17 protein-coding genes and 1 pseudogene are annotated in these 21,204 nt (G+C 66.5%); 14 read left to right on the top strand and 4 right to left on the bottom strand.

What is annotated here, in order from left to right; translation table 11 throughout:
* Positions 1 to 600: 600 nt before the first annotated feature.
* Entirely contained in the window at positions 601 to 2,934 is a 2,334-nt protein-coding gene (locus AC0VYM_RS12135) for a hypothetical protein (RefSeq protein ID WP_475462226.1), read from the top strand.
* A 152-nt stretch (positions 2,935 to 3,086) separates the two neighbouring features.
* Entirely contained in the window at positions 3,087 to 3,845 is a 759-nt protein-coding gene (locus AC0VYM_RS12130) for a DUF2470 domain-containing protein (RefSeq protein ID WP_475462225.1), read from the top strand.
* A gap of 62 nt (positions 3,846 to 3,907) precedes the next feature.
* Here the strand turns inward: AC0VYM_RS12130 and AC0VYM_RS12125 are convergent.
* The 3 genes and pseudogenes from AC0VYM_RS12125 to AC0VYM_RS12115 form a co-directional block, all read right to left on the bottom strand.
* Positions 3,908 to 4,012 (bottom strand): annotated as a pseudogene (locus AC0VYM_RS12125) (metal-sulfur cluster assembly factor); the annotation flags it as partial.
* A 146-nt stretch (positions 4,013 to 4,158) separates the two neighbouring features.
* Complete coding sequence (locus AC0VYM_RS12120; RefSeq protein ID WP_475462223.1) at positions 4,159 to 4,317, bottom strand: hypothetical protein; 159 nt, start codon at positions 4,315 to 4,317, stop codon at positions 4,159 to 4,161.
* A 696-nt stretch (positions 4,318 to 5,013) separates the two neighbouring features.
* On the bottom strand, positions 5,014 to 5,517 hold the full coding sequence (locus AC0VYM_RS12115; RefSeq protein ID WP_475462221.1) for a helix-turn-helix domain-containing protein: 504 nt from the start codon (positions 5,515 to 5,517) through the stop codon (positions 5,014 to 5,016).
* 427 nt (positions 5,518 to 5,944) lie between these two features.
* Here AC0VYM_RS12115 and AC0VYM_RS12110 point away from each other — a divergent pair, with 427 nt between their 5' ends.
* The 12 genes from AC0VYM_RS12110 to AC0VYM_RS12055 all read left to right on the top strand — a co-directional run bounded on the left by AC0VYM_RS12110 (position 5,945) and on the right by AC0VYM_RS12055 (position 20,646).
* Positions 5,945 to 6,301 (top strand): hypothetical protein, encoded by a 357-nt coding sequence (locus tag AC0VYM_RS12110; RefSeq protein ID WP_475462220.1) that lies wholly within the window; start codon positions 5,945 to 5,947, stop codon positions 6,299 to 6,301.
* 120 nt (positions 6,302 to 6,421) lie between these two features.
* Positions 6,422 to 7,723, top strand: a complete 1,302-nt coding sequence (locus AC0VYM_RS12105) for a hypothetical protein (protein WP_475462218.1) — start codon at positions 6,422 to 6,424, stop codon at positions 7,721 to 7,723.
* A gap of 257 nt (positions 7,724 to 7,980) precedes the next feature.
* Positions 7,981 to 10,266 (top strand): phage tail tip lysozyme, encoded by a 2,286-nt coding sequence (locus AC0VYM_RS12100; protein WP_475462216.1) that lies wholly within the window; start codon positions 7,981 to 7,983, stop codon positions 10,264 to 10,266.
* 160 nt (positions 10,267 to 10,426) lie between these two features.
* Entirely contained in the window at positions 10,427 to 11,383 is a 957-nt protein-coding gene (locus tag AC0VYM_RS12095) for a hypothetical protein (protein WP_475462214.1), read from the top strand.
* Entirely contained in the window at positions 11,380 to 12,072 is a 693-nt protein-coding gene (locus AC0VYM_RS12090; RefSeq protein ID WP_475462212.1) for a hypothetical protein, read from the top strand. The genes AC0VYM_RS12095 and AC0VYM_RS12090 overlap by 4 nt, the downstream gene beginning before the upstream one ends.
* Positions 12,073 to 12,148: 76 nt before the next feature.
* A complete protein-coding gene (locus AC0VYM_RS12085) occupies positions 12,149 to 12,979 on the top strand; it encodes a hypothetical protein (RefSeq protein WP_475462211.1) in 831 nt (276 codons plus the stop codon).
* Positions 12,976 to 13,686 (top strand): hypothetical protein, encoded by a 711-nt coding sequence (locus AC0VYM_RS12080; protein WP_475462209.1) that lies wholly within the window; start codon positions 12,976 to 12,978, stop codon positions 13,684 to 13,686. The genes AC0VYM_RS12085 and AC0VYM_RS12080 overlap by 4 nt, the downstream gene beginning before the upstream one ends.
* 24 nt (positions 13,687 to 13,710) lie before the next feature.
* On the top strand, positions 13,711 to 14,283 hold the full coding sequence (locus AC0VYM_RS12075) for a hypothetical protein (protein WP_475462208.1): 573 nt from the start codon (positions 13,711 to 13,713) through the stop codon (positions 14,281 to 14,283).
* Positions 14,283 to 15,236 (top strand): hypothetical protein, encoded by a 954-nt coding sequence (locus AC0VYM_RS12070; RefSeq protein ID WP_475462207.1) that lies wholly within the window; start codon positions 14,283 to 14,285, stop codon positions 15,234 to 15,236. Before AC0VYM_RS12075 ends, AC0VYM_RS12070 begins: the two co-directional genes overlap by 1 nt.
* Positions 15,237 to 15,330: 94 nt before the next feature.
* Complete coding sequence (gene mobL / locus AC0VYM_RS12065) at positions 15,331 to 17,604, top strand: relaxase MobL (protein WP_475462206.1); 2,274 nt, start codon at positions 15,331 to 15,333, stop codon at positions 17,602 to 17,604.
* A gap of 133 nt (positions 17,605 to 17,737) precedes the next feature.
* Positions 17,738 to 18,301, top strand: coding sequence for a hypothetical protein (locus tag AC0VYM_RS12060; protein ID WP_475462204.1), 564 nt, complete (start codon positions 17,738 to 17,740; stop codon positions 18,299 to 18,301).
* A gap of 575 nt (positions 18,302 to 18,876) precedes the next feature.
* The gene (locus AC0VYM_RS12055; protein ID WP_475462203.1) at positions 18,877 to 20,646 is read left to right on the top strand and encodes an AAA family ATPase; all 1,770 of its coding nucleotides are present in this window, start codon (positions 18,877 to 18,879) and stop codon (positions 20,644 to 20,646) included.
* Positions 20,647 to 20,846: 200 nt separating this feature from the next.
* Here the strand turns inward: AC0VYM_RS12055 and AC0VYM_RS12050 are convergent, their stop codons facing one another.
* On the bottom strand, positions 20,847 to 21,056 hold the full coding sequence (locus tag AC0VYM_RS12050) for a hypothetical protein (protein WP_475462201.1): 210 nt from the start codon (positions 21,054 to 21,056) through the stop codon (positions 20,847 to 20,849).
* Between the last annotated feature and the right edge of the window lie 148 nt (positions 21,057 to 21,204).

The following is a 21,204-nucleotide window of genomic DNA, read 5'->3' as shown; positions in this document are numbered from 1 at the left end:
CAACCAATCATCCGGATCGACCGTTCCTCGCCTGCCATGCGCCGGGGTGCGTGGGAACGGAAGTCTTGGCGGGTCGCGGTCTGCCGCTGGCCCGAATGTCCGAGCACCGTCGGCCCCGAGGTGAGCCGCGTCGCGGACACCCGGCCGAGGGGCGCTCGGGAGAGGACAGTGCCCGTCCAGCATACCCTCGACCGACGTCAGCGTGCCGGGCTCGCGCGTGGTGCTGGGGCACCTTGGGGACAACGCCCGGAGGGACCGAGAAGAGCCAGAAGTCCCTTATGAGGTAGATCACAACCCCTGGTGCCCTCTGGGGGCGAATCTCCTTGGTCACGGTGATCACACGCGGAGGTCACCTCCGGGTATCGGCCGCCCCGCTCCCCCCGGGACTACCCATGTGGGCCCGGGGCACGTACGATTCCGGGGAAGTGCTCACGGCACCCCTGTCCCTCGGCCCGCCGTGCCCCCACGCGGACGACCGAGTCGGTTCAAGATCCGTCCTCTCCCGGGTCAAGGGCGCGTACTGTGGTGCATCGAACCGAAGGCCCGTGCGGTTCCTCCCCAATTCACGTGCAGACACCAGGAGGTCGAGGTCCCCAGCGGATGAACGCCGTCTCTCCGATCTGCCTCGTCGACCTCGCGCCCGCCCTGCGGTGGTCGAGATCGCCGGACGTGGCACCCCTGCTCCACCACGACCGTCTCATCGACGGCTGGTGGCACTCGCTGCCCGTCACCCGTGTCCTGGACATCGCCGGTCCGCCCTGGCTGGCGAACGGCCTGGCGCGTCTCGCGGTCGAACACTGGGGGCACATCGCCCTCTCGGAGTTCCTGCCGAGCCTGCGCACCCAGCCGGTGGACTGCTCCGACCTGGCCGAACCGGTCCGGGGCGCGGTGTTCGAGACCGCCGGTGACTGGGACCGCCTCATCGCGTCGACCCCCCAGGAGATGCACGAGTGGCGCCTGACGGGCTGCGGTGTCCTGGACATCGTGAGCACCGTCGCCTGGCGCGCCCTCCAGCCCTGCTGCGAGCTCCCCGGCGGACCCACCCCCTCCCCCGCGCTGATGACGGAGGCCGTGCGGACCATCGCGCACTGGCTCCCCGACTCCGCCCCCGAACACGTGCGCAGCGCGCTCGACTACCTGGAGAGCGCCACCGGAGCCGGTGGCGCGCCCGACCCGAACGACGGTTCCGGGGACTCCGCGAACCCACCGCAGACACCCGCCACCCGTGCGATCCGGACCCTGCGGGCCCTGCGCGCCCAGCGGGACCAGGAGCAACCCGTCGTCGAACAGCCCGCCGAACAGCGGCCCGCGCCCGTGGCGGAGGCCCCTGCGGCGGTCGGCGGCATGGTCAGCTCGGCGGCCATGATCCCGGGCTCGGCCCTGAGCACCGAGTCGGTGAGCGGCGAGGCGGCGGACACGGCGGCCAGCAGCGGTGTCGGGGACCTGCGTTCGCAGTTCCGCAGTTCGCTCCTGGGCCCCGGCCGGACGCTGCGCCGTCCCAGCTTCAGCCGGACCAAGGCACCCGCACCCGAACGCGTCGAGGAGCCCCCGGCGCCCGTCCTGGGCCAGCACCCGTTGGTGGACCAGGTCGAGGAGATGTTCCGCTCCTGGCCCGAGCTGGAGCGGACGGTGGCCGCCGAACGGCTCTTCGCCACCGATCCGATCAGCATCCGGGTGCTCTCGGAGCAGATCTCGGTGGACGTGACCGAGATACGCGGAGCACAGCGCAAGGTGGAGGAACGCCTCCTGCGGTGGCTGGGCTCCCCCGAGGGCGCCGCCATCACCAGGCACCTGCGCGAACTCTCCGACCAGCTCGGTTCGGCGACCACCATCGACCGTCTCATCAACGCGCACCCGGACCACCCGGTGGACGTGCCCACGCTGCACACGCCGTTGTGGCGCGTGATCATCACGCTGTTCACCGACCGGCGCATGCACAACGGCTGGCTCATCGCGGACGACCCCAACAAACTGCGCTGGCAGACCCGTGAGCTGCTGGGCGACGGCCCCAACCTGACCGAGGCGGGCATCCGGCTGGGCCGGATCGGCATCCGTCCGCAGGAGCTCCGCGCCTGGCTGCTGAGCACCCCCGGAGTGAGCCTGCGCGACGGAAGCGTGTACGTGGACACCTCCGTCCCGATGGAGGCTCCCGGCGACGGCCACGCCACCGAGGAGTCCGGCGCCACCACCGAGAACGGCCTGCCGATCCGGCGCCGCCCCGACGGCCAGCCCGGCCCCGCCGAGCCCGCCGCCCACGGCGCCGAACCGCTCCACCAGCACAGGCACGAACCCGAGCAGGGCGGGTTCGCGCCCGTCCCGCCGCCCGTACCGTTGGCCCCGCCACCGGTCCCGCCGGTCGCCCACCCGGCGCACCACGGCCCGGTCCGACCGGGGGCGAGCGACCCGGCCGCCTCGGCGCGCTGCTTCCGCGCCCCGGACGGTCGCTGGTGGCACCGCATCGACATCACGGCGGACCACCTCAACGGCGCTCCCGTGGCGGTGCCCACCGGCTACGCCACCCATCTGGGGTTGCAGCCCGGCCGTCTGCTGTGTCTCACGGCTCCCGGTGCGGACCTGCTGGTGCTGGTCTGGCGCGACCAGCCCGCCTTCGACTCCCTGCGTCCGCTGCTGCGCCGCCAGGCCGCCCAGCCGGGCGACCGCATGTTCATCACCGTCTCCGGTGACCGGCTGGACGCGCGCAAGCTGCCCGCCGGGGACCTCAGCGGGCATCCTCCGGCCGCACGCGCGCTGCACCTGATCGGCTACACCGCCCCGGCCGCCACGGAGGAGGCGCTCAGGATCCTGTCGCGCCGGATCACCGACCACGGCGACGAGTCGCTGGCCGACCCCCAGTCGCTGCTGGAGGCGCTGTCGCTGCGCGGCGACGAGGACATCGCGGGAGAGCTGCGCTCGGCCATGTTCGCCACGCACTAGGCACCGCACCAGGCGCCCGACAGCTCGGAGGGGGCCGCACCGGACACGTTCCGGTGCGGCCCCCTCTTCCGTGCGCCCGGGGTTCGTTCCCGGGGGCGGGGTTCCGCATTGGATCGGAACGATGTAGGTTAGCCTTACCTAATTGATTTGAGGTGGTCCTCCTGCTGCCGTACCCGAACTCCCTCACGCCCTCCCCCGCCGAACGCGCGCGCTCCGTCCTGTCCAGGCCCAACCCGGCCACGGTGACCAGTACCGACGTCTCCCTGCACCTGACCGGAGCCGTCTGCCACACCACCTTCCAGGGCGAGGTCACCCTGCTCGTCCCCGACCAGCACCGCGTGCTGGCCGAGATCGGTGAGGGCGTCCTTGAGGCCACCGTCGAGTTCACCGACACCGCCCCGGTGGACCTGCGCGACCCGACCCGCTCCCTGCTGTGGATCAGCGGCGAACTGCGCCTCCCCTCCCCTCGCGAGGCCCGCGACCGCGCGCTCGCCGCCCTGACCGACGACCCCGACGAGCGCCTGCTGGACCTGGGCCACGGGCGCACCCTGATCGTCATGGCCCCCCACCTGATCATCCACTCCGACCACGAGGGCTGCCACCTGCTGAACCCCGAGGAGTTCACCGACGCGGCGGCGGACCCCTTCGGCCGTTGGGAGGGCCCCTGGCTGCGCCACCTGGAGGACGACCACCCGGACGTGCTCTGGGCCCTGGTCAGCCGCTGCGGCGCCCCGCTCCCGCCGGGACGCCCCCGACCGCTCGGCGTGGACCGGCACGGCCTGCGGCTGCGGCTGGAGGGCCCGGACGGCGACCACGACGTCCGCATCCCCTTCAGAAGACCCGCCCGCACCCCGCACGACGTCGCCCACGAGGTCCAGGAGATGGCCGGACTCGACCGGCACCAGTGCTGACCCCGGACACACGAAGGGCCGGAACCCCGAAGGGTCCCGGCCCGTGCTCCGACGGAGTCGGATCAGACGTTGAAGCCCAGCATGCGCAGCTGGTCCCGCCCGTCGTCGGTGATCTTGTCCGGACCCCACGGCGGCATCCAGACCCAGTTGATCTTCACTTCGCGCTCGCTCAAGATGCCTTTTACCTGGTTATACGTGATGACGGAGATCCAGGGTGGACCAAATACCGCACAGGATCCCGCACAGTGTCCGAAAGCGATGCGCTGAGTGGTTCGCTCTGGAGATGATGGGTGATCGCGGGTGATGGTAGGGCTCAGGCGTCGTCCTCCCCGACGACGAGGACGGGCATCGGACCGTAGTCCTCGAACTCGGACATCGGCTCATCGTAGGCCTCGGCGGAGGCGGCGTCATCGTAGGCCTCGGCTAGGCTCGCGCCTTGCGCGCCGAGAATGCCTTCCCAGTCGAACCCCATGCCTTCGAGCCTATCCGAACTCTGCGAGCGCACTCGCGACGCGGGCGAGGTCCTCGGCCTCCTCCTCGGAACCGATCAGAGGAGGTACGGACGCATCAACAACCACAAGTATGGGCTGGCGAGCAGAACGCGGATCGCGCGCACGAGCCCGGAGACCGACGCAGGACGCATCGGGGTCCAGGACTCGATCTGCCCCAGCGGTCGATGCTGGCCAGGACACCGGGTTCATGCGCCAGCCGGGGTACAGGTCGGGTCGCTAGTACCGGTGAACCGGTTCACGGCCGGGGTCTCTGCGGAAGACGACGTCGCCCACGAGAGAGCCCAACCACTCGTAGTTGGCATTGACGACCTCGATCCACGACTAGATCCCACAGGCCGGGACGGCCCCAACACTCCGTGCGAGGCCGGAGCGAGGAGGCAGCCGGCGAAGTGCGGTCGGCGTAGACGCAGTCGGGAGAGCAAGTCGGCGTCCGGGTGGCCGAAGAACACGGTGCCGCAGGCCAGGAGGCGACGCACAGAGCCCTCGTCCTCTCTGTACTCAGCGAGCCGGGCACGTGACAGGCCAGGCGCGACGGCGCGAGCACGCAAGAGCTCATGCGCGCCGACAGGTGAAAGAAGGCCGAGACGGTCGACGTCTACGACCGCTCGTGGAACCCGGCGGCGCGCAACTCCGCAATGAGGCTGGGCCTGTAGGCCTCAATCCTCCTCCCCCCAGGTCGGCTCCCCCCGCTCCCCGCCCCGGCCCTCGTTCTCGTCGAGCGGGACGCGGGCATCAATGGCCTCGGCCAGCTCCGGGTCGAGCGGGGGCGTGGACGGCTGAGAACGGGCCAGCCGGATGCGCTCGTCGGTTAGCGCTTTGATGGCGACGGTGAGCCGGTCGATCTCGGCCCGCAAGCGGCTCCACTGGCCCTCTGCGGCGGTGAGTTCTGTGAGGTACTCGTGCAGACGCCGCTGGTTCTCTGCGGCCGGGTCCTCCACCAGGAGCATCACCAGGGGCAGGTCGAGGGCCTGGGCTGCGGCTACTGCTTCGTCCAGGCGCACAGCCCTCTGCTGCTGCTCAATGCGGGTTATGGCCGAGGGGTCGACCTTGATGCCGAGAACTGTGGTCATGCGCCGGGCGAGTTCCGCCTGGCTGATCTCGGCTCGCTCGCGCTCAGTGCGCAGGCGGCGTGCGAAGAAGTCGGACGGTATGGGTGTCATCGGTCGGTGGCCTCTTCCAGGGGTATGCGCAGGCGGCACGGCAGTGAGCAGATCGCACTGTACACACATGCTTGTGCGCCGAATGCACTGACTCGCTACTTCTGCCGCACCCGCCCTCGACTACCCTCACTACCTCGTCATCCCTATGCCATCCAGCCACCGATTGGATGGACTCATCGCGATCGACTGTTGATGATGATTCGAATGATGTAGATTGATGATTTCCAACACGCACCAAACAGGGGCAACAGGGCAGACGACGTTGGAGTCGAGAGGCGCCCGACTGCCAGTGGACAACCCGAGTCACCGAAATCAGGAGCGACTCGGGAACTCATTGCACGTCTACAAAGAGGGCGAGCGAGTCGCCTATGTCAATCAGTGGCCTGTCAGGTGTGCATCGGAGACCAAAAGGCGAGAGGGACCAATCATGACGACCATCAACGAAGCAGGGACGCAGACCATCGCGCTGCCGAGCGCGGCATGGGACATCGGCAGTTTTCTGGAGAACGCGACCAGCACGATTCAGGGCTGGGGCGGATCCCTGCTGATCCTGCTCGGATGCGTCGGGCTCATCTGGGGAGGCGTATTGCTCATCCTCAAGCTCACCGCCAGTCCTCAGAAGGAGCAGCAGCAGGCTGGCTGGGGCAAGATCGCGCTCCTTGTGCTAATCGGCGGCGCTCTCTTCACTGGCGGCTTCAACATCGTCCAGACCGTGGGATCCGGCGGTCAGCAGACCATTGAGGAGCTCGGCGGCGGGTCCGCCATCGTCTCTTCTTGGAACTGACCGGGACTACGACACGGGCTATCAGAGATTGGATCGAGTCGGTTGAGGCCACGTGGCCTCAACCGACTCGATCGTGTTTCGCACATCGAGAGACATAGCGACGCGGGGGTGTAGACGGATATGGCGATCAAAGACTCGATCATCGCCTTCGGTAAGAGGTTCAAGCTCGACTCGCACCACACGATGGAGCGCTTCGGCGTGGTGTGCGGGATCTTCGCGGTCACGGCGGTGGGCGTCTTCGGTGGGTCGATCTTCGCCGCCTGGAACTCCGGCAAGGAAGCTCTGGCCGATACCTCGGTGTACACCCTCACGTTCACGACGTCGAAGACGAAGCTCAAGGGCGACGTGGACGGGGTGTACACGAATGAGCTGGGAAACAAGGCCTTGTTGATCATGCACTTCGACAAGGGCGCACAGATCTCCTACAACGCCAGCGACTACCAGGGCTTCCTTATGGGCTCTGACGAAAACCTCAACACTGAGAAGGTCTCGACGTCAGGCATCTCCTCGTCCTTCTACGTCTTCGGTTCTACCGGCTACGTCGGCGTTCTCCTCGAAGCCGACGAGCCCTTCGCCCGGCAGGTACTCAACCTGACGATGCGAGCCAACCGGGAACTGTCGTTCAAGGAGGCCAACGACGAGCCCGCCGATGAACTGGTCGGGGACAGATCCTTCGCCCAGCACGACCAGTGGCGGATCTTCTTCAACCCCGGGGCACAGCAAGCGGAGACGATCACCTCGCTCGACGCAGCGACCTTTGACCCCGCCCGGGCCTTCTACGACGTGGTCCTGAAGTCGGATGAGCAGACGGCGCGCGAAGCCCTGGACTCCAAGCTCGTAGAGATGCGGACCGCCCTGTCGCGCATCGACTCCTACACCACGGACCTCGAGACGACGAAAGTCGATGGCCTCTCCCTGCGCCCGCCGCAGGTGCCCAGTCTCATCGCCGGCGACGAGGTCACCGGTGAGTCGAAGTCCGAGTCGGAGGAAGGCAAGTCGAGCCTGGCGCTGACAACGAAGACCGTCGTACCTGGGGGGTTCGACTTCAACTGGCGATCGAGCAACGTCTACGACGGCTACCTCGATGTCCTCGTCCCGGCTGGCAAGAGCTACGGCGAGTTTCTGTCGGAGAAGTCGGGCGAGAGCACGGACGAGGACGAGTTCGGAGTGGGCGACATCGAGTGGACTCTCTCGGACGGGTCATCACTGGCGCAGGACTACCGCACCTCGGACGTGACCATGCGGCCGCTGACGAACGTCATGAACAACCTCTCGCAGGCCTACGCCGACTACTACTCCGCCAAGAACGAGTACCAGTCGAACCTCCTGTTCGCCCTGTTGGCCATCGACGTCGATCTGCGCGACGTGCAGTCGAACAGCTCAGCCAACAGTGATGAGACGGCCCTCTTCATCAACTACTGACCTCGGCCCGATGGAGCCGGAAAGGAGCATCGATGGCCACGCGGCGGCCGCAGGGCACGAACGAGCCGCCCGGTTCCGGGCAGAACGCGTCGGCTCCTGATGGCAAGGTTCCCGCGCCCCCCTCACCTAAGGGAACGCGATCGGGGACGTCAACCGGATCGGGGACGCAGTCCGGTGGAGCAGGGCGGGGCGCGAAGAGCCTCGGGCCCGTCCCGGCAGCAGGATCGACGGCCAAAGCTGCCGAAAGCGCTCAGGCGTTGGAGAAGGTCGACAAGGCATCGAAGGGCGTCGATGGAGCCGGTGCCAACCTCGCGGGATCGGCTGCGCAGAAGGCTATCGAGGGCGACGGCAGCTCCACAGGGCGCAGGGCGGCGGGACGCTATGCGGGCTCGGCTGTCTCGGGTGCGATCGGCGGCGCCCAGAAGGGTGCAGCCGCAGGCGGGGTCGGGGCGCTGCCCGGTGCTGTCATCGGCGCGGCCAAGGGAGTCGCCGTCGAAGGCGGCAAGGACGCGGTCGAGGGCGGCAAGAGGGCCCTCGGCGCGGGCGGGACCGGCTATGCCCGTGAGCAGGAGAACCAGGAGCCCCCGGGCTCGAAGGTGGCCAAGGGCGTGGCGGTGGCTGGCGGCGTCGCCGCCTCTCCTCCGGCCGGGGCTCTCATCGCGCTGATGTCCCTGCTCAAGTGGCTGAAGATGCTGATGATGCAGGTGGCCGCGGCGACGCTAGGCTTCATGCAGTCGCTTCTGGCCTGGGTGTTGGCGATTCCGCAGATGATCGGAGCGATCATCGGCGGCGTCTTCGGAGCGATCGGCTCGGCTATCGTCGGCGTCGTCGCGACCGTTGTGGGCCTTACCATCGCCCCTGCGACGGCGACCATATCGGCGGTCGTGGCCACGGTAGCGGTGATCGCGCTGGCGGCGGGCACCCTCGCCAGCGCTGTCATTGACTCCCAGGCTGCGGCGAACGGGGACGGGAACTCCTCGTACGGTTGCATTGTCAACACCGAGTCGGACCCGATCAGGGTCGGCGACATCAACGCGGACGAGGAGGCCCACGCCCAGGCTGTGTACAAGGTGCTCTCGGGCATGGGCATGCCCGACGAGAACATCGCCGGGATTCTCGGCAATTGGGAAATCGAATCCGAGCTTGACCCGACCGGCGTCGAGGGCATCTACGACGAGCCCTACGAGCTCGGCCCGAAAAAGAAGGCCAAGCTCGACGGCGGCGGGACGAACTACGGGATCGGCCTGGGCCAGTGGACGGCCGACCGCAACACCAAGTTGCAGGAGTACGCCGAGGCAGCCGGCGGCCAGTGGTACGACATGGAGATCCAGCTGTCGTTCATGACCGATCCCGACGGTGACAATCCCTCGGATGTGGCGATCATCAAGGGCATGGTCTCCGAGAAGAAGGGGTCGCCGTCGGAGGCGGCCGAGTACTTCCTGACGCAGTGGGAACGGGCTGGCGTGCCCGCCCTCGGCGCTCGGCAGGAGGCGGCCGAGAAGTGGTTTGCGGCCATGGATGGTTGGGAGGAAGGTTCCGCCTCCGATGCGTCTGAAGTCGAGCCCGTCAATGACGGTCCCGCCGAGCGGCTCGACCTCGGGCAGGTCAAGCCGCATGTACAGGAGGCCGCAGACCTCATCTACTCGAAATTCAAGGACGGGCCAGGGTCAGGTCTCCAAGGTGCTGGCGGCTACCGCGACGGCGGCGGTGCGTACGACGATGATGCGCATGGTCACACCGCCGGACTGGCCGTGGACTTTATGGTCGCGCTCGATGACGAAGGCAAGAAGGCCGGCGACGCGTTGGCGCAGTACGTCATCGACAATCACAAAGAGCTCGGCGACGTGCGGTACGTGATCTGGCAACAGCGGATCTGGAACTTCAGCAAGGGCGACACCGACTGGCAGCCGATGCCGGATCGAGGCTCGCCGACAGAGAACCACATGGACCACCCGCATGTGAGTTGGAATTCGTCCGGCGCGGTCACCGACGTCGTCCCGGTTTCGACCGTCTCCTGCTCCAGTGGGGGCTCTGACGGCGAGAGTGGGGGCGCGGTCGGCCTCAAGGACGGCGGAATTGACTTCAAGACGGCCAAAAAGCTCATGGAGCTGTACAACGAGGAGGCCGACGAGGTCCTGGGCGAGGCGTTCGCCGACGGAGGCGGACCAGCCAAGTGCAACGGTTCCTACGTGCAGAATTGCACCTCGTTCTCATGGTATTTCGCGCACAAGTACGCGCAGTGGGATATGGGATACGCGAGCAACAACGGCAAGGACACCGCTCGTGTCATGGCTCAGCTGCTGAGCGCGAAGGCCTCGGACACGCCGACCCCGTACTCGGTCTTCTCCCACGGCAACTCCTCGGCTGCCGGTCATACGGGCATTGTCCTCGGCATCGACGGCGACCGGATTCTCATCGGTGAGGCCGCCTACTGCGCCTTCCCGGGCCGTGCCCGGTGGGTCGAGGTCAGCGAATGGAAGGACGCCGGTTGGTCGTTCACCGATCTCTCGGACCGCATCGAGGGAGGCGAAGTGAAGGTCTGATCAAGCACGGGCCGCGCCCTTGGGCCCGTGATCGCTTCGAGCGGTCACGGGCCCTTTCGCGTCTCTAAACCGACCGGGCGCACCACTCGGATATCAATGATCTTTCACGCTATGATTGATTCGTCTTTGAATGAGAGTTGATGGTCATGAAGGATCGAGTGTGAGCAGAGACGAGGATGTCAGCCTGCAGCCGGACGAGAGCGGGGGAAGCGCCTCGGACAGGGACCGGTCGGTGAAGGCGAAACTGAAGGCCATCACGGCCAACCGCAGGCCGGTGCGGAGGATGACCGGCGCCGAGCTGGAGTCGGCCTTTGACGGCTGGGCCATCGAGAAGCGAGCGCAGTTGGCCGCGCGCACGCCCGAAGACAACGCCCGCACCCTGCGCAAGGCAGGTGTGGCCGCCGTCGGCACGCTGATCCTCTCCCTGCTCACATTCACCGCGGTCTCTGAGGAGGATTACCGGGCCCAGCAGGCCGAGAACTTCGAGCAGATCATGTCCCTGACGCAGAACGTCGCCGAGGCCGAGGAGCCCCGAGACAACGAAGAGACCAAGGCCCTGCTCACCGCTTTGGCCACCGATGTCTCCGAGAAGGCCAAGTCGGTCGCGATGGAACAGCAGGGTTTCATCGACCTCTACCGCAAGGCCGCATCGGCCCCCACTCCAGGCGACGGCGCTCCGAGCCCGCAGATGGAGGACGTGGCCGAGCATCGCCGGGCGCTGGCACCGTACTTCGCCGACGAGGCCCTCGTTCACGACGACGCGGAAGCCTACCAGTGGTCGACGGCCCTCTCGCACGATCCGGGAACGATCGATCCCCGCTACGCCTGGTACGTCCGCCACGACGGGCGCACCCCGTCACCGGAGTCGGCCTCGACTTGGGCCGTAGCGTCGGCGATGCCGGTCGTGGGCGAGGAGGGCCTGGCTCACGCGGTGTGGACGTGCACCGACACCAAGACTGAGGACGTTCTGGCGTGGGCCAGCGCCGACTTCGACGGCGAGAAGGGCACGTTCGTCGGGCTCGATCTCGTCGTCACCACCGCCGGGGTCGAGCACCTGAGCACCGACGAGTCCGACATCGCGCCGACAAGAGAAGAGGAGGACGGGCGAACGACATGAGCGAGCGATCCTCGACAGGTCGACCGAGATTCCTCCGGCGCAACCTCTGGATGCTCATAGCCGCCACGGTGTTCGTGGCCGCGTGCATCGGAACGGGGCTGCAGCAGATGGATCGCAGCCGCAGGCTCGACGCCCAGGCCGGGGAGATCGCCAGCCTCGAAAGGCGACTGGCCACGGCTCGGGCCGCTGAGAACGAGGCCGCCGAGGCGAACACCTATGAAGCCCTCGGAGTGACGAAGTCGAGGCTGATCGCCGACAGGGTGGTTATCGAAGACGTGCTCGCCACGGCTTTCACCTGGGACGATGGCAAGTCCTACGAGGCGGCCCGTGCGGACCTCGTCGACGGCTTCGACCTCGACGAGAAGGGCCCTTTCCTCACTGAGTTCATGCCTCCGGCGACCTACACCGTCGTTGACGGCACGAGCCAGTACTACATCGATGCCGTGGGCCTGATCTTCTCTCTCGGCGGGGACATCGACATCGACCCGGTCAGGGTTATCGGCACGGACTACGTGTACGCCGTGGTCGCCGAAGTCGACGTGAGCTCGAGCAACGTGCGCCCGGGCTCCGATGGGAAGACACCGACCGAGACGAGGCGGATGCTTCTGCACCTCACCGTCAACGACGAAGGGGAGGTTATGGAGCTGACAGGCGCCCCTCCCCCGGGGGTGACACGGTCGAGTCGATAGCCACATAACAACACTTTTGAATTCTCGCTCTTGAGAATGTCTCGGTAGAACGAACGAATGAGTCGAGAGAAGAATGGTGACGACAAAGACCAAAAGGACCGACGCCGACGAGGACGTCGTCGAGGCCGCGTCGAGGCGGGTGTTCATCACGCCCGCAAACAGGCAAGTGGAGACGAAGCCGGGACCAGACGGGGACAAGTCTTCGCACGTGGGCGCAGAGGATGGCGAACAGCAGCTGTTAGGCACCCGCACCGTGGTGGCTGGAGTGATCATGTTCGTAGTCGCCCTTGTCACCGGTGTGCTCGCCTTCGGCTCCTCCAGCTCGACCGGCCCCGAGGTGAGCGGAGCCGATGCGCAGGAAATCTTCGACCTGCGCGAAAAGATTCACCTAGCCGAGGCCCGCGCCGAAGAGTTGCCCGAGGGCCGGGACGCCGAGCGCGGACTCGTCAAGGCGCTGGCCTCAGCCGACCGGGTCGCGGGCCTTCAGAACGACTACCGACACCTCACGCCGCAGATCGAGTCCGCCGACGGCACCCTCGACCCCGCGCTGGTGACCTCGACCCGCCGCGATCTCACTCCCCTGTTCACACCTTCAGTTGACGCCTCAGCGCTCGACCCCTGGTACCTACTCGCCTCCGACGCCTCGGTGCCAGAGGCCGTAGGCATCCCCGCCAGCTTCGACTCAGGCTTCGAGTGGATTGTGGCGAGCCCGGCCACCATCGAAGTCGACGGGACGATCCCCGTGACCTGGCAGGCCATCGAGCGCCACCCCGCCAAAGACCAGGACCCGGCGGTGCTCGCCTGGGCATCGGCGAACTACGACCTCACCAGCCAGACTTTCTCTGAGGTCCGCATCGGTACGACGGTCCACGGCGCAGCCCGCGGCGTGGAGGTGAAGCAGGAATGAATCAGGGCCTGGGCGCGTGGCTGAAGAAGCGCGCCAACACCGTCTTCCTCAGCATCTGCGCCGGCCTCCTGGCGCTGTCCGTGGCCAGCCTGGTGATGGCTCTGGGCCCCGGAGACCAGGCCTCGTCGTCCGAGCAGGCCGCGGGCATGAAGGCCGGACTGGTCGAGGACAAGGAGAGGGCCGAGGCCGAGCTACAAGACAGGCACTCCGAGCTGATCGCCGAGCTCGGCGGGATCGACGCGGACAGGGTCAAGCGCGACCGGAACGCTATCAGGACCTTCGTGCTCTCGCTGGCCGAAGCATCGGCGTCGTCGAGGTCGGTGCGTGATGAGCAGATCAGTCTCGATGCCCGTTGGGATGTTCTCGGACCGGACTCGCGCACGCTCACCGAGTTCTTGCCCGAGTGGATGGCAACCGGCGAGGGCCGGTATCACCGGTTGACCGACCTCGACGTCCAGGTCGCGGGGATCAGCAGTCTCGACTACAGCTACACCGCACTGGCGCGGCTCGAATCGGACGAGGGCGGGGCCCAGTTCGTCTTCCTGACCGCGACGACCAAGCAGGACGGCGCACTCGTCGAGGCCGAGGCCCACAGGGCCTCGAACGCCAGCAGGGCAAGGCTCGAGGCCGCCGACGGAGGCCGGGCTACGAAGGACGAGAGCGTTGAGCTGACGACCGAGCCCTCAGCAGGAGAAGGCGAGAACTGACCAGACGTACGGCGCCCACCCTTGATGACGAAGAGTGAGAAGGACGACGACACGATGACACGGGCCACTGAGCGCACCGAAATGATCTCCGAGGTCGAGGGGACCGACCACTCCTCCCGTGCGGGCTTGTTGGACGAGGAGCTTCGCCCGAGCCTGGGTAGGCGACTGCTTGACGATCTCAAGGGCGCTAACAAGGCCAAGAGGCGGGCGACTAGGAAGAAGCACTGGGCCATGGTCGGGTTCATCCGCACTTCGACCGTCGTCTTCTACTGGCTGCTCGTGTTCACGACCGCCACCTCGCTCCTGCCTGCCGTGGGTGCGTGGCTGCATATGGAGTCGGGAGCTGCTGGGCCTGGCGTGGGCGTCGACGGCCTTCTCGCGGTGTGGCTGGTGCCCCTGCTGTTCGTCGTCGGGATGCTCATGATCGGCGAGGTCGCGATCATGCGGGGCCTGTGGCGGGCCGGGACACGAAAGATCGAGCGGCTGCGCGCGCAACTGGAGTTCGATGCTGACGCTCCTGAGCGCGCCCGCTCTGGACGGGAGAAGACCACAACGAGCAGTGGCAGCAAGCAGAGGAACCGGAAGCGGAGGAAATGATGCGGACCGCAGGACTGACGATGGCCGACGTGTGGGCCGAGCGGGTGCTGAACCTGAAAGGGGTCAAGGTCCAGCGCTTCGAGCGGATCCCGGCCACCGTCGGGGTGCTGGTCGACACGATCGAACTGGCCCACCACGGCCAGGACCAGAAGTATCGACCCTACCTGCATGTCATCGGCGAGATGCGCACCATCGCACTGCCCGAGGGGATGCCCCACGGGCTGACCGAGCTGACGTACCCGGTCGGATCGGAGCAGGTCGATGTGTTCTATGAGTTCGACGACGCACAGCTCGTCCACATGGCTCAGAAGGGCTACTTCCAGACCGACTTCCGCGTGCCGGACGGTCGGGTCACTGGCGTGGAGTGGGAGCTGCCCGCCGAGATCGACGCGGTGGTGCTCGCCCCCGACCCCGGCGTTGACGGCGGCCAGCTACCGATCGTCTTCGCCCACGTCCATCGCCGCGGCCACCTACCCGCCAGCCTAGAGACCTCCGGCTACGACCTGGCCGCCTACTTCGACGACTTCTCCCGTTCCGAGGCCGAGGTCGCCCAGGTCACCGGGGAGCCCACGGTGGCCACCCACTCCGGCGAATTCGACAGCCTCTTCGGCGAGGACGTCTACAACGTCGAGTCCACTCGTGAAGAAGACGAGGCCGTCAACGAGCTCACGGTCTTCGATGAGTTCGACGGGCGCAAACGGGAGATCGAGGACGCCATCGAGGCCGAGCGCCAGGCGTTCCAGGCCGGACTGGCCGCAGAGGAGGGTACGCCCGAGCACCTCTACGCCCAGCAGGTGGCGTCCTCGCTGCGCGAGAGGAACGAGGACGACGGCGAACGGGAATGGGCCTTCCTCGCGACCGACTCGTCCTCGCTCGACAGACGTAAAGCCGAGGTCGCCGCCCGCGCCGCCGAGCTCGAACAGCCCTCGAGCGAGGTCGAGTGGGAGTACTGAGGCCCCACTGGCGCGACACCAGACCGACCAGCCCCGGAATGCGTGAACTTCATCGCGGGCCGGGGTTGGCCCCATCGACGGGAAGACCAGCGCTGTGCCACTGAAGACGGACATCGTCGTGGTGAACGAGTTCAGCGTGCCCCACTCCGGAGGCAGGGGCTCACGCGGCGGGACACCGGGGGCGTACGTGATCCGGTACATGGCCCGAAAAGGGGCGACCGAGTCCGTGGCCCCGATCCGGCGCCTGCGCACCGATGACTTCATTCTGCGCTACATAGCGCGCGACTCGGCGGTGGAGCGGATGCCCTCGCGCCGGGAGGCGAGGTACGAGATGCGCCACGCCCAGGGAGACGGAGGTGTGGCCTTCGGCTACGACTCGGTGTCCCTGTCCGACGAGCAGTTGCGGTCCGCCAGCGCCGACATTCAACGCCTCTTTGAGGGAGGACACACGGTGATGAAGACTGTGCTGTCCTTCGACGAGGTCTACCTCAAGCGCCACGGCATCGTCGCCCCCGACTTCCGCTGCGAGAAGGCTGGCGACTACCGCGGCCACCTCGACCAGATGAAGCTGCGGATGGCGATCATGCACGGACTCGAGAGGATGGCGTCGGGCGCCGGGGGCTATGACGACCTCCGCTACGTCGGGGTCGTGCAGGTCGACACCGAGCACGTCCACTGCCACCTGGCCATGGTTGACGCAGGCCCGGGGCGGCGAGCCAAGGACGGCGCACAGAAGGGCAAGCTGCTCGACCGGCACAAGGCCCGGCTGCGGCGGGGCATCGACGCCTGGCTCGACGAGAAACAGGCCGTGGCCCACCTCTCCAGCGCGGTTGGCTATGAGCGGCGCAACGTCACGACCTACATCAAGCGCTGGGCCCACGACCGGATCCGGTCCGAGGCTCTGCCGCAGTTCATCCTCGCGTGCCTGCCTGCGGGGGATCGAAGCCTGTGGCGGGCAGGGTCGAACTCGGCGTCGATGCGTAAGGCCAATGCGCTGGTGACCGAGCTCGTGGCCGAGCAACTGGCCCGCCCCGGTTCGCCCATGCCAGCGGCCATGGAACGTATCCGCGACTACGCCGACAATCGACGGGCCAACGAGGACCTGTCGACCGAGCAGTGGCAGCGGCTCATTGACCGCGGCCGTTCCCAGATAGTCGAGCGCGCCGTGAACGGCGTCTACCAGCTGCTGCGAGCGATGCCGGTCGAGGAGCTGACGGTGCGTACCCCGATGCTCGAGGTCATGGGGATGGACTACGAGCGCATGGCCGTGGCCGCTTCCCACGAGCGGGCTCAGGGCAAGGAGACCGATGACCTCATCTCCTTTGGCTTCCGTCTGCGTAGCTACTCCTCGCGCATGGCCCACCACCGCCGCCAGGCCGAGCACAATCGGAGGCTCGCCCTGCGTTGGGAGCGCTCGGATGCCGCCGGCGTCGCCGCAGTGGCATCGCGCCCCCTCTATGACCACTACCGCTTTGAGCAGCGCTGGCACGAGCAGGTGGTGTCCAAGTATCGGCACTTCCTGCCCTTCCTCGCCGATTCCAGGGCCTGGCACGAGGAGCAGCAGGCCATCTCTGACTACGGGGCCCGGTTGCTGTCTCTGATGAGCCTGCGCGCCGATGTCTCGCTGGCGCGGATGAAGGACGCCGAGGAGGCCGAGTGGATCGGCCGCGACGTCTACGACCAGCCCGGGGGCCGACACCTGACCCAGGGCAGGGCTGGGCGGGCCGTCCTCGACAGTCGGATCTCGACGATGAAGCGGTCCTACGACGAGCGAGTCGCCGAGTTGCGCAGCCGGTTGGCTAGCTCGGGCCTGGTCCTCGAGCTCGGCGTTGACCAGAGCGGGGGCGAGGCCGTCACCGACGATGCGGTCATCGCTGAGGGGGTCGGCCACGACTTCGCTGAGGTCAAGGCCCTCGATCTCCATCACCTCGGTTACGACTTCGTTTCCGACGTCGAGGTCGGGCAGCGGGCCGGACAGGTGTTCTTGGCCGCGGCTCGGACTCGGCGGCAGCTGGTCGTGGCGGCGATGGACTACCTCGAGGGCTCGGGTCAATCGGCGTCGATCGTCGAGCTGCCCGTCGACGACGTGGCGGCGATGACGCGTACGGTGCTGGCGCTGTCGGCGGGGCAGGCCGAGACGGGCAAGTTCGTCCTGCGTTCTCGCATCGCCGAGCTGCGGGCGGAGCAGGAGCGGGTCGAGGTGGGACGCCGGTCAAAGGCATCCTCGCTCGACGCCGAGCTGGCGGTGCGGGTTACTGCTCGGGTCGACCGGGCCGCACGCGAAGCGAGCGGGGCGGCATCCAATGCTGGCCAGGATCGTCAGCATGACTCCCCTAGGCCAACCCCAGCAAGAGACCTAGAGTCATGATTCAATGATTGCCAATGATCTGTAATAGTACTACTGTGAGAACCATTATTCGGTGATTCAATAGATCTATCCTGTTGGCGGCACTGATCACGACCGACCTGATTGCAGGCGGATTGGACGAAAGGGAACGATCATGGCCTACCTCCCGGGCGAAGGCGCGATGACCAACATCAACCTCATCGTCAAGACCCACTTCAACAACGTCACCAGGAACGGAAGGAGTCAGTTCCTCGACGTCATGGTCGACCACAGGGACCCTCGCGGCCCCGGCCAGACCAACCTCCACCTGGTCTCGCGGAAGCAGGAGCGCGACGGCAGGACCTATTACAACAACGGCGCGGGCTACTCCATGGACCAGTTCGAGAAGATCAAGGCCGCCGCCGGGCCCAACGTCGAGTCTGTGACCAACAAGGGCGGCGAGCAGATCGGCGCGGCGTTCGCGGTCAAGGCCAGCGTCATGCCGACCAAGGACGGCCTGATCATCAACACCAACAAGGAGATCGGCCAGGCCGACTTCAAGATGGAACCGAACACCCTCGAGAACCAGTTCAAGTCGATGAGGGCGGCCAAGCAGGCTCGCGAGGCCGAGAAGGTTGCCGAGACCCAGGAGGCGCAGACCACCCAACCCGACGCGACCCCGGCCCCGGCCCTCGCGGTCCAGGCGCAGGTCGCCGAACCGGAGCCCTCGATCGGCTGATCGGCATCGACCGCATGAGCGGAAGGCCCGCACCAGGGAGTCCCTCCCTGGTGCGGGCCTTCCGCTCATTTCAGACGCGGACCAGGGAGGAAGTGGTGACAGATGAGAGCGCACTCGGGCCGCGGAGTCGCCGCGCTTGATGCGATCTCGACGCGGGCGATCCGGCGAGGCGGGCCGCTGCCCGAACCGCGGCGACGCATCCCGGGTACAGGTCGAGCGGGCCCCAGGGCGAAGACCGCCGAGCACGAGATGAGGGTCTGAGACGGCGGACGAGCACATCGAGATGTCGTTGCGACCGTGCCGGTCTACGGGGTTGTCTCCAGGGAGGTCGAGCAGGCGGAATTGAGCGGCGAGCCGCGGTCGAGCAGCCCGGGAGTATCGGCGAAGAGACTACCGGTCAGCCCGCAGGTCAGGACCCGAAGGTCGGCAAGACGATCCGGTTCGAGGGCCCCCGAAAGGACCCGAGGGAGTCACCCCCGAGCCCTCTTATGCGCGCATTCGAATCATTCATTTGATAATCTTTCCACTTGTGATTCAATCGAATCAGTCAGATGTCCAGGGGGTCGATCCGGTAGATGTTCCACGACGAAAGGCTCGATGCGGCCTACCCGACCCTCTCGAAGCTGTCAGACCCGCTCAAGCCAGCGGAGCGCGAGATCGTCGGCCGCGAACGGGAGCAGATACAGGTCATGGCGGGGATGGCTCGGCCCGAGTTGTCGAACGTGCTGCTGCTGGCCGAGGCCGGCACGGGAAAGACCGCGCTTGTCCAAGCGGTGTCGGTCCAGGATTCTCAGCGCCGCTACCTCGAAGTCGACCCCGCACGGATGATCGCTGAAGCTGGCAACGGCCAGCAGATGGCCGCCCTGCTCAAGCGCTTCTTCGACGAGGCCGAGGAGTTCCACCGGATCGAGCAAGAAGAGCTCGTACTCTTCATCGACGAGTTTCACCAGATCATCCAGCTCTCCGACGCCGCGACAGAGGCGATCAAACCGGTGCTGGCGGCCTCGGGCACACGCGGGATCCGGATCATCGCAGCGACGACCTACGAAGAGTTCCACAAGCACATATCGTCCAACCAGCCACTCGTCGAGCGCCTCCAGCGCATCAACCTCTCCCAGCCGGACCAGGCGACGACGGTCGAGATCCTCAAGGGGATGGCCGGTCGCTATGGAGTCGCCGACCAGTTCTACGACGACCACATCTTCCAGCAGATCTACGAGTACACCCAGCGCTACATCCCGGCCAGCTCTCAGCCGCGCAAGTCGATCCTCGTACTCGACTCAATGGTGGGCTGGCACCGGATCACTGACCGGTCCATGGACCGAGAATTGCTCGCCGACGTGATCATGGAGTCGACGGGCAACAACGTCGACGTCCGTGTCGACGGGGCGAGGATCAAAGTCGAGCTCGACGAGCGGGTGTTCAGCCAAGACCTCGCCACGAGCATGCTCGCCCGTCGCCTGCAGCTGTCGGTGGCCGACCTCAATGACAAGAGCAAGCCGAGAGCTTCCTTTGTATTCACTGGGAGTACAGGCACTGGTAAGACAGAAACGGTCAAGCAGCTAGCGAACCTCATCTTCGGCGACGACGAGCGACACCTCATCCGCTTCGACATGACGGAGTACGCGAGCGAGGAGTCCTACGCGGTCTTCCGCTCGGAACTGACGAAGCGGGTGTGGGACCGGCCCTACTCTGTGCTGCTCTTTGACGAGATCGAGAAGGCGCACTCGATCGTCACGCGCATCCTGCTCCAAGTTCTCGACGACGGTCGGCTCTCCGACGACAACAACCGGACGGTGAGCTTCCTCAACACCTATATCGTGCTCACCACCAACGCCGGCTCGGAGATCTACAAGACGATCGCGAGCTACGCTTCGTCGGACACCGGATCGGGCGAGAACCTCGTTGAGTACCAGAAACTCATCCGGCGCTCAATCTCGCAGACAACCGGCGGCAACCGATTCCCGCCAGAATTGCTGGGTCGCATCGACGCGATCGTGCCCTTCCAACCGCTGTCAGAGGAGACTCAGAAGAAAATCGTGCGCGGCAAGATGCGCTCGGTCGTTCAGGAGGTCGCGGTCAAGCACAACGTGCGCGTCGACGTTGACCGGAAGGTCCTGCAGTACCTCGTCGAGGACAAGGGCGAGTCGGACTCCGACTCAGGAGGCGCGCGCGCCGCGGTCGCCAAGCTCACCGATGAGGTGACCACCGGCATCGCGACGTTCATCAACGAGCACCCGGCTGAACGACGAATCCGGGTCCAAGTCACAGGGAAGCTCGTCAGCGACAACAAGCGCCTGCTCAAGTCCGACGCGCGCATCGTCGTCCGCACCCACCGAGGCTGAATCTCCTTTCAATTCAAGCGTCCTGAGGCAATCTTCGACTGCCTACACCGCCGCCCTGAGCCCGCATCGGAGGAGGGACCAGCCTTCGGAAATGCGCGCTGCCCTCTCCGCCGAGGCGAACTAGGCAGTCATGTCACACGCGGAAACGACTTGCTCTCACGGTGAACACCGTGAGAGCAAGTCGTTTCCGCGTGTGGGGTCTACTCCTCCCTGGTGGGCCTGTGGGCGTGGGTCGGGTCGGCCCAGCGGTCAAACAGATCGCCCAACGCCTGTTGGGCCTCCTGCGCGGACACCGGCCGGTCGACGCCCACCAGCTTGCGGACCCACTCGTCCGCCTCTTCACGAGCTACTCGGGTGTAGAGATCCATGATCTCCCTCTCGGTGGGCCTGTGGGCGTGGTGTGCGCTCATGTTTTCCCTTCCTTGTCAGCACTCCGGGTGTGGAGCGTCCAGTGAGAACGTCTCGTAAGAGGACTCCGGAGAGTGGTATTTCGTGACGCCTCGGAAGAGTGACCTGAGCCACTCGCGATCGATGGCGAGGTGCCCATGTGCGTCCTGA

The organism is Nocardiopsis sp. iso_237 (assembly GCF_056173345.1).
This window is presented reverse-complemented; position numbering and strand designations above follow the sequence as displayed.

What these genes read in the sequence shown, in the direction of transcription:
- AC0VYM_RS12135 (WP_475462226.1), top strand. Translation starts at nt 601, where the DNA reads ATGAACGCCGTCTCTCCGATCTGCCTCGTCGACCTCGCGCCCGCCCTG.
- AC0VYM_RS12120 (WP_475462223.1), bottom strand. Translation starts at nt 4,317, where the DNA reads ATGGGGTTCGACTGGGAAGGCATTCTCGGCGCGCAAGGCGCGAGCCTA.
- AC0VYM_RS12115 (WP_475462221.1), bottom strand. Translation starts at nt 5,517, where the DNA reads ATGACACCCATACCGTCCGACTTCTTCGCACGCCGCCTGCGCACTGAG.
- AC0VYM_RS12110 (WP_475462220.1), top strand. Translation starts at nt 5,945, where the DNA reads ATGACGACCATCAACGAAGCAGGGACGCAGACCATCGCGCTGCCGAGC.
- AC0VYM_RS12105 (WP_475462218.1), top strand. Translation starts at nt 6,422, where the DNA reads ATGGCGATCAAAGACTCGATCATCGCCTTCGGTAAGAGGTTCAAGCTC.
- AC0VYM_RS12090 (WP_475462212.1), top strand. Translation starts at nt 11,380, where the DNA reads ATGAGCGAGCGATCCTCGACAGGTCGACCGAGATTCCTCCGGCGCAAC.
- AC0VYM_RS12080 (WP_475462209.1), top strand. Translation starts at nt 12,976, where the DNA reads ATGAATCAGGGCCTGGGCGCGTGGCTGAAGAAGCGCGCCAACACCGTC.
- AC0VYM_RS12075 (WP_475462208.1), top strand. Translation starts at nt 13,711, where the DNA reads ATGACGAAGAGTGAGAAGGACGACGACACGATGACACGGGCCACTGAG.
- AC0VYM_RS12070 (WP_475462207.1), top strand. Translation starts at nt 14,283, where the DNA reads ATGCGGACCGCAGGACTGACGATGGCCGACGTGTGGGCCGAGCGGGTG.
- AC0VYM_RS12060 (WP_475462204.1), top strand. Translation starts at nt 17,738, where the DNA reads ATGGCCTACCTCCCGGGCGAAGGCGCGATGACCAACATCAACCTCATC.
- AC0VYM_RS12055 (WP_475462203.1), top strand. Translation starts at nt 18,877, where the DNA reads ATGTTCCACGACGAAAGGCTCGATGCGGCCTACCCGACCCTCTCGAAG.
- AC0VYM_RS12050 (WP_475462201.1), bottom strand. Translation starts at nt 21,056, where the DNA reads ATGAGCGCACACCACGCCCACAGGCCCACCGAGAGGGAGATCATGGAT.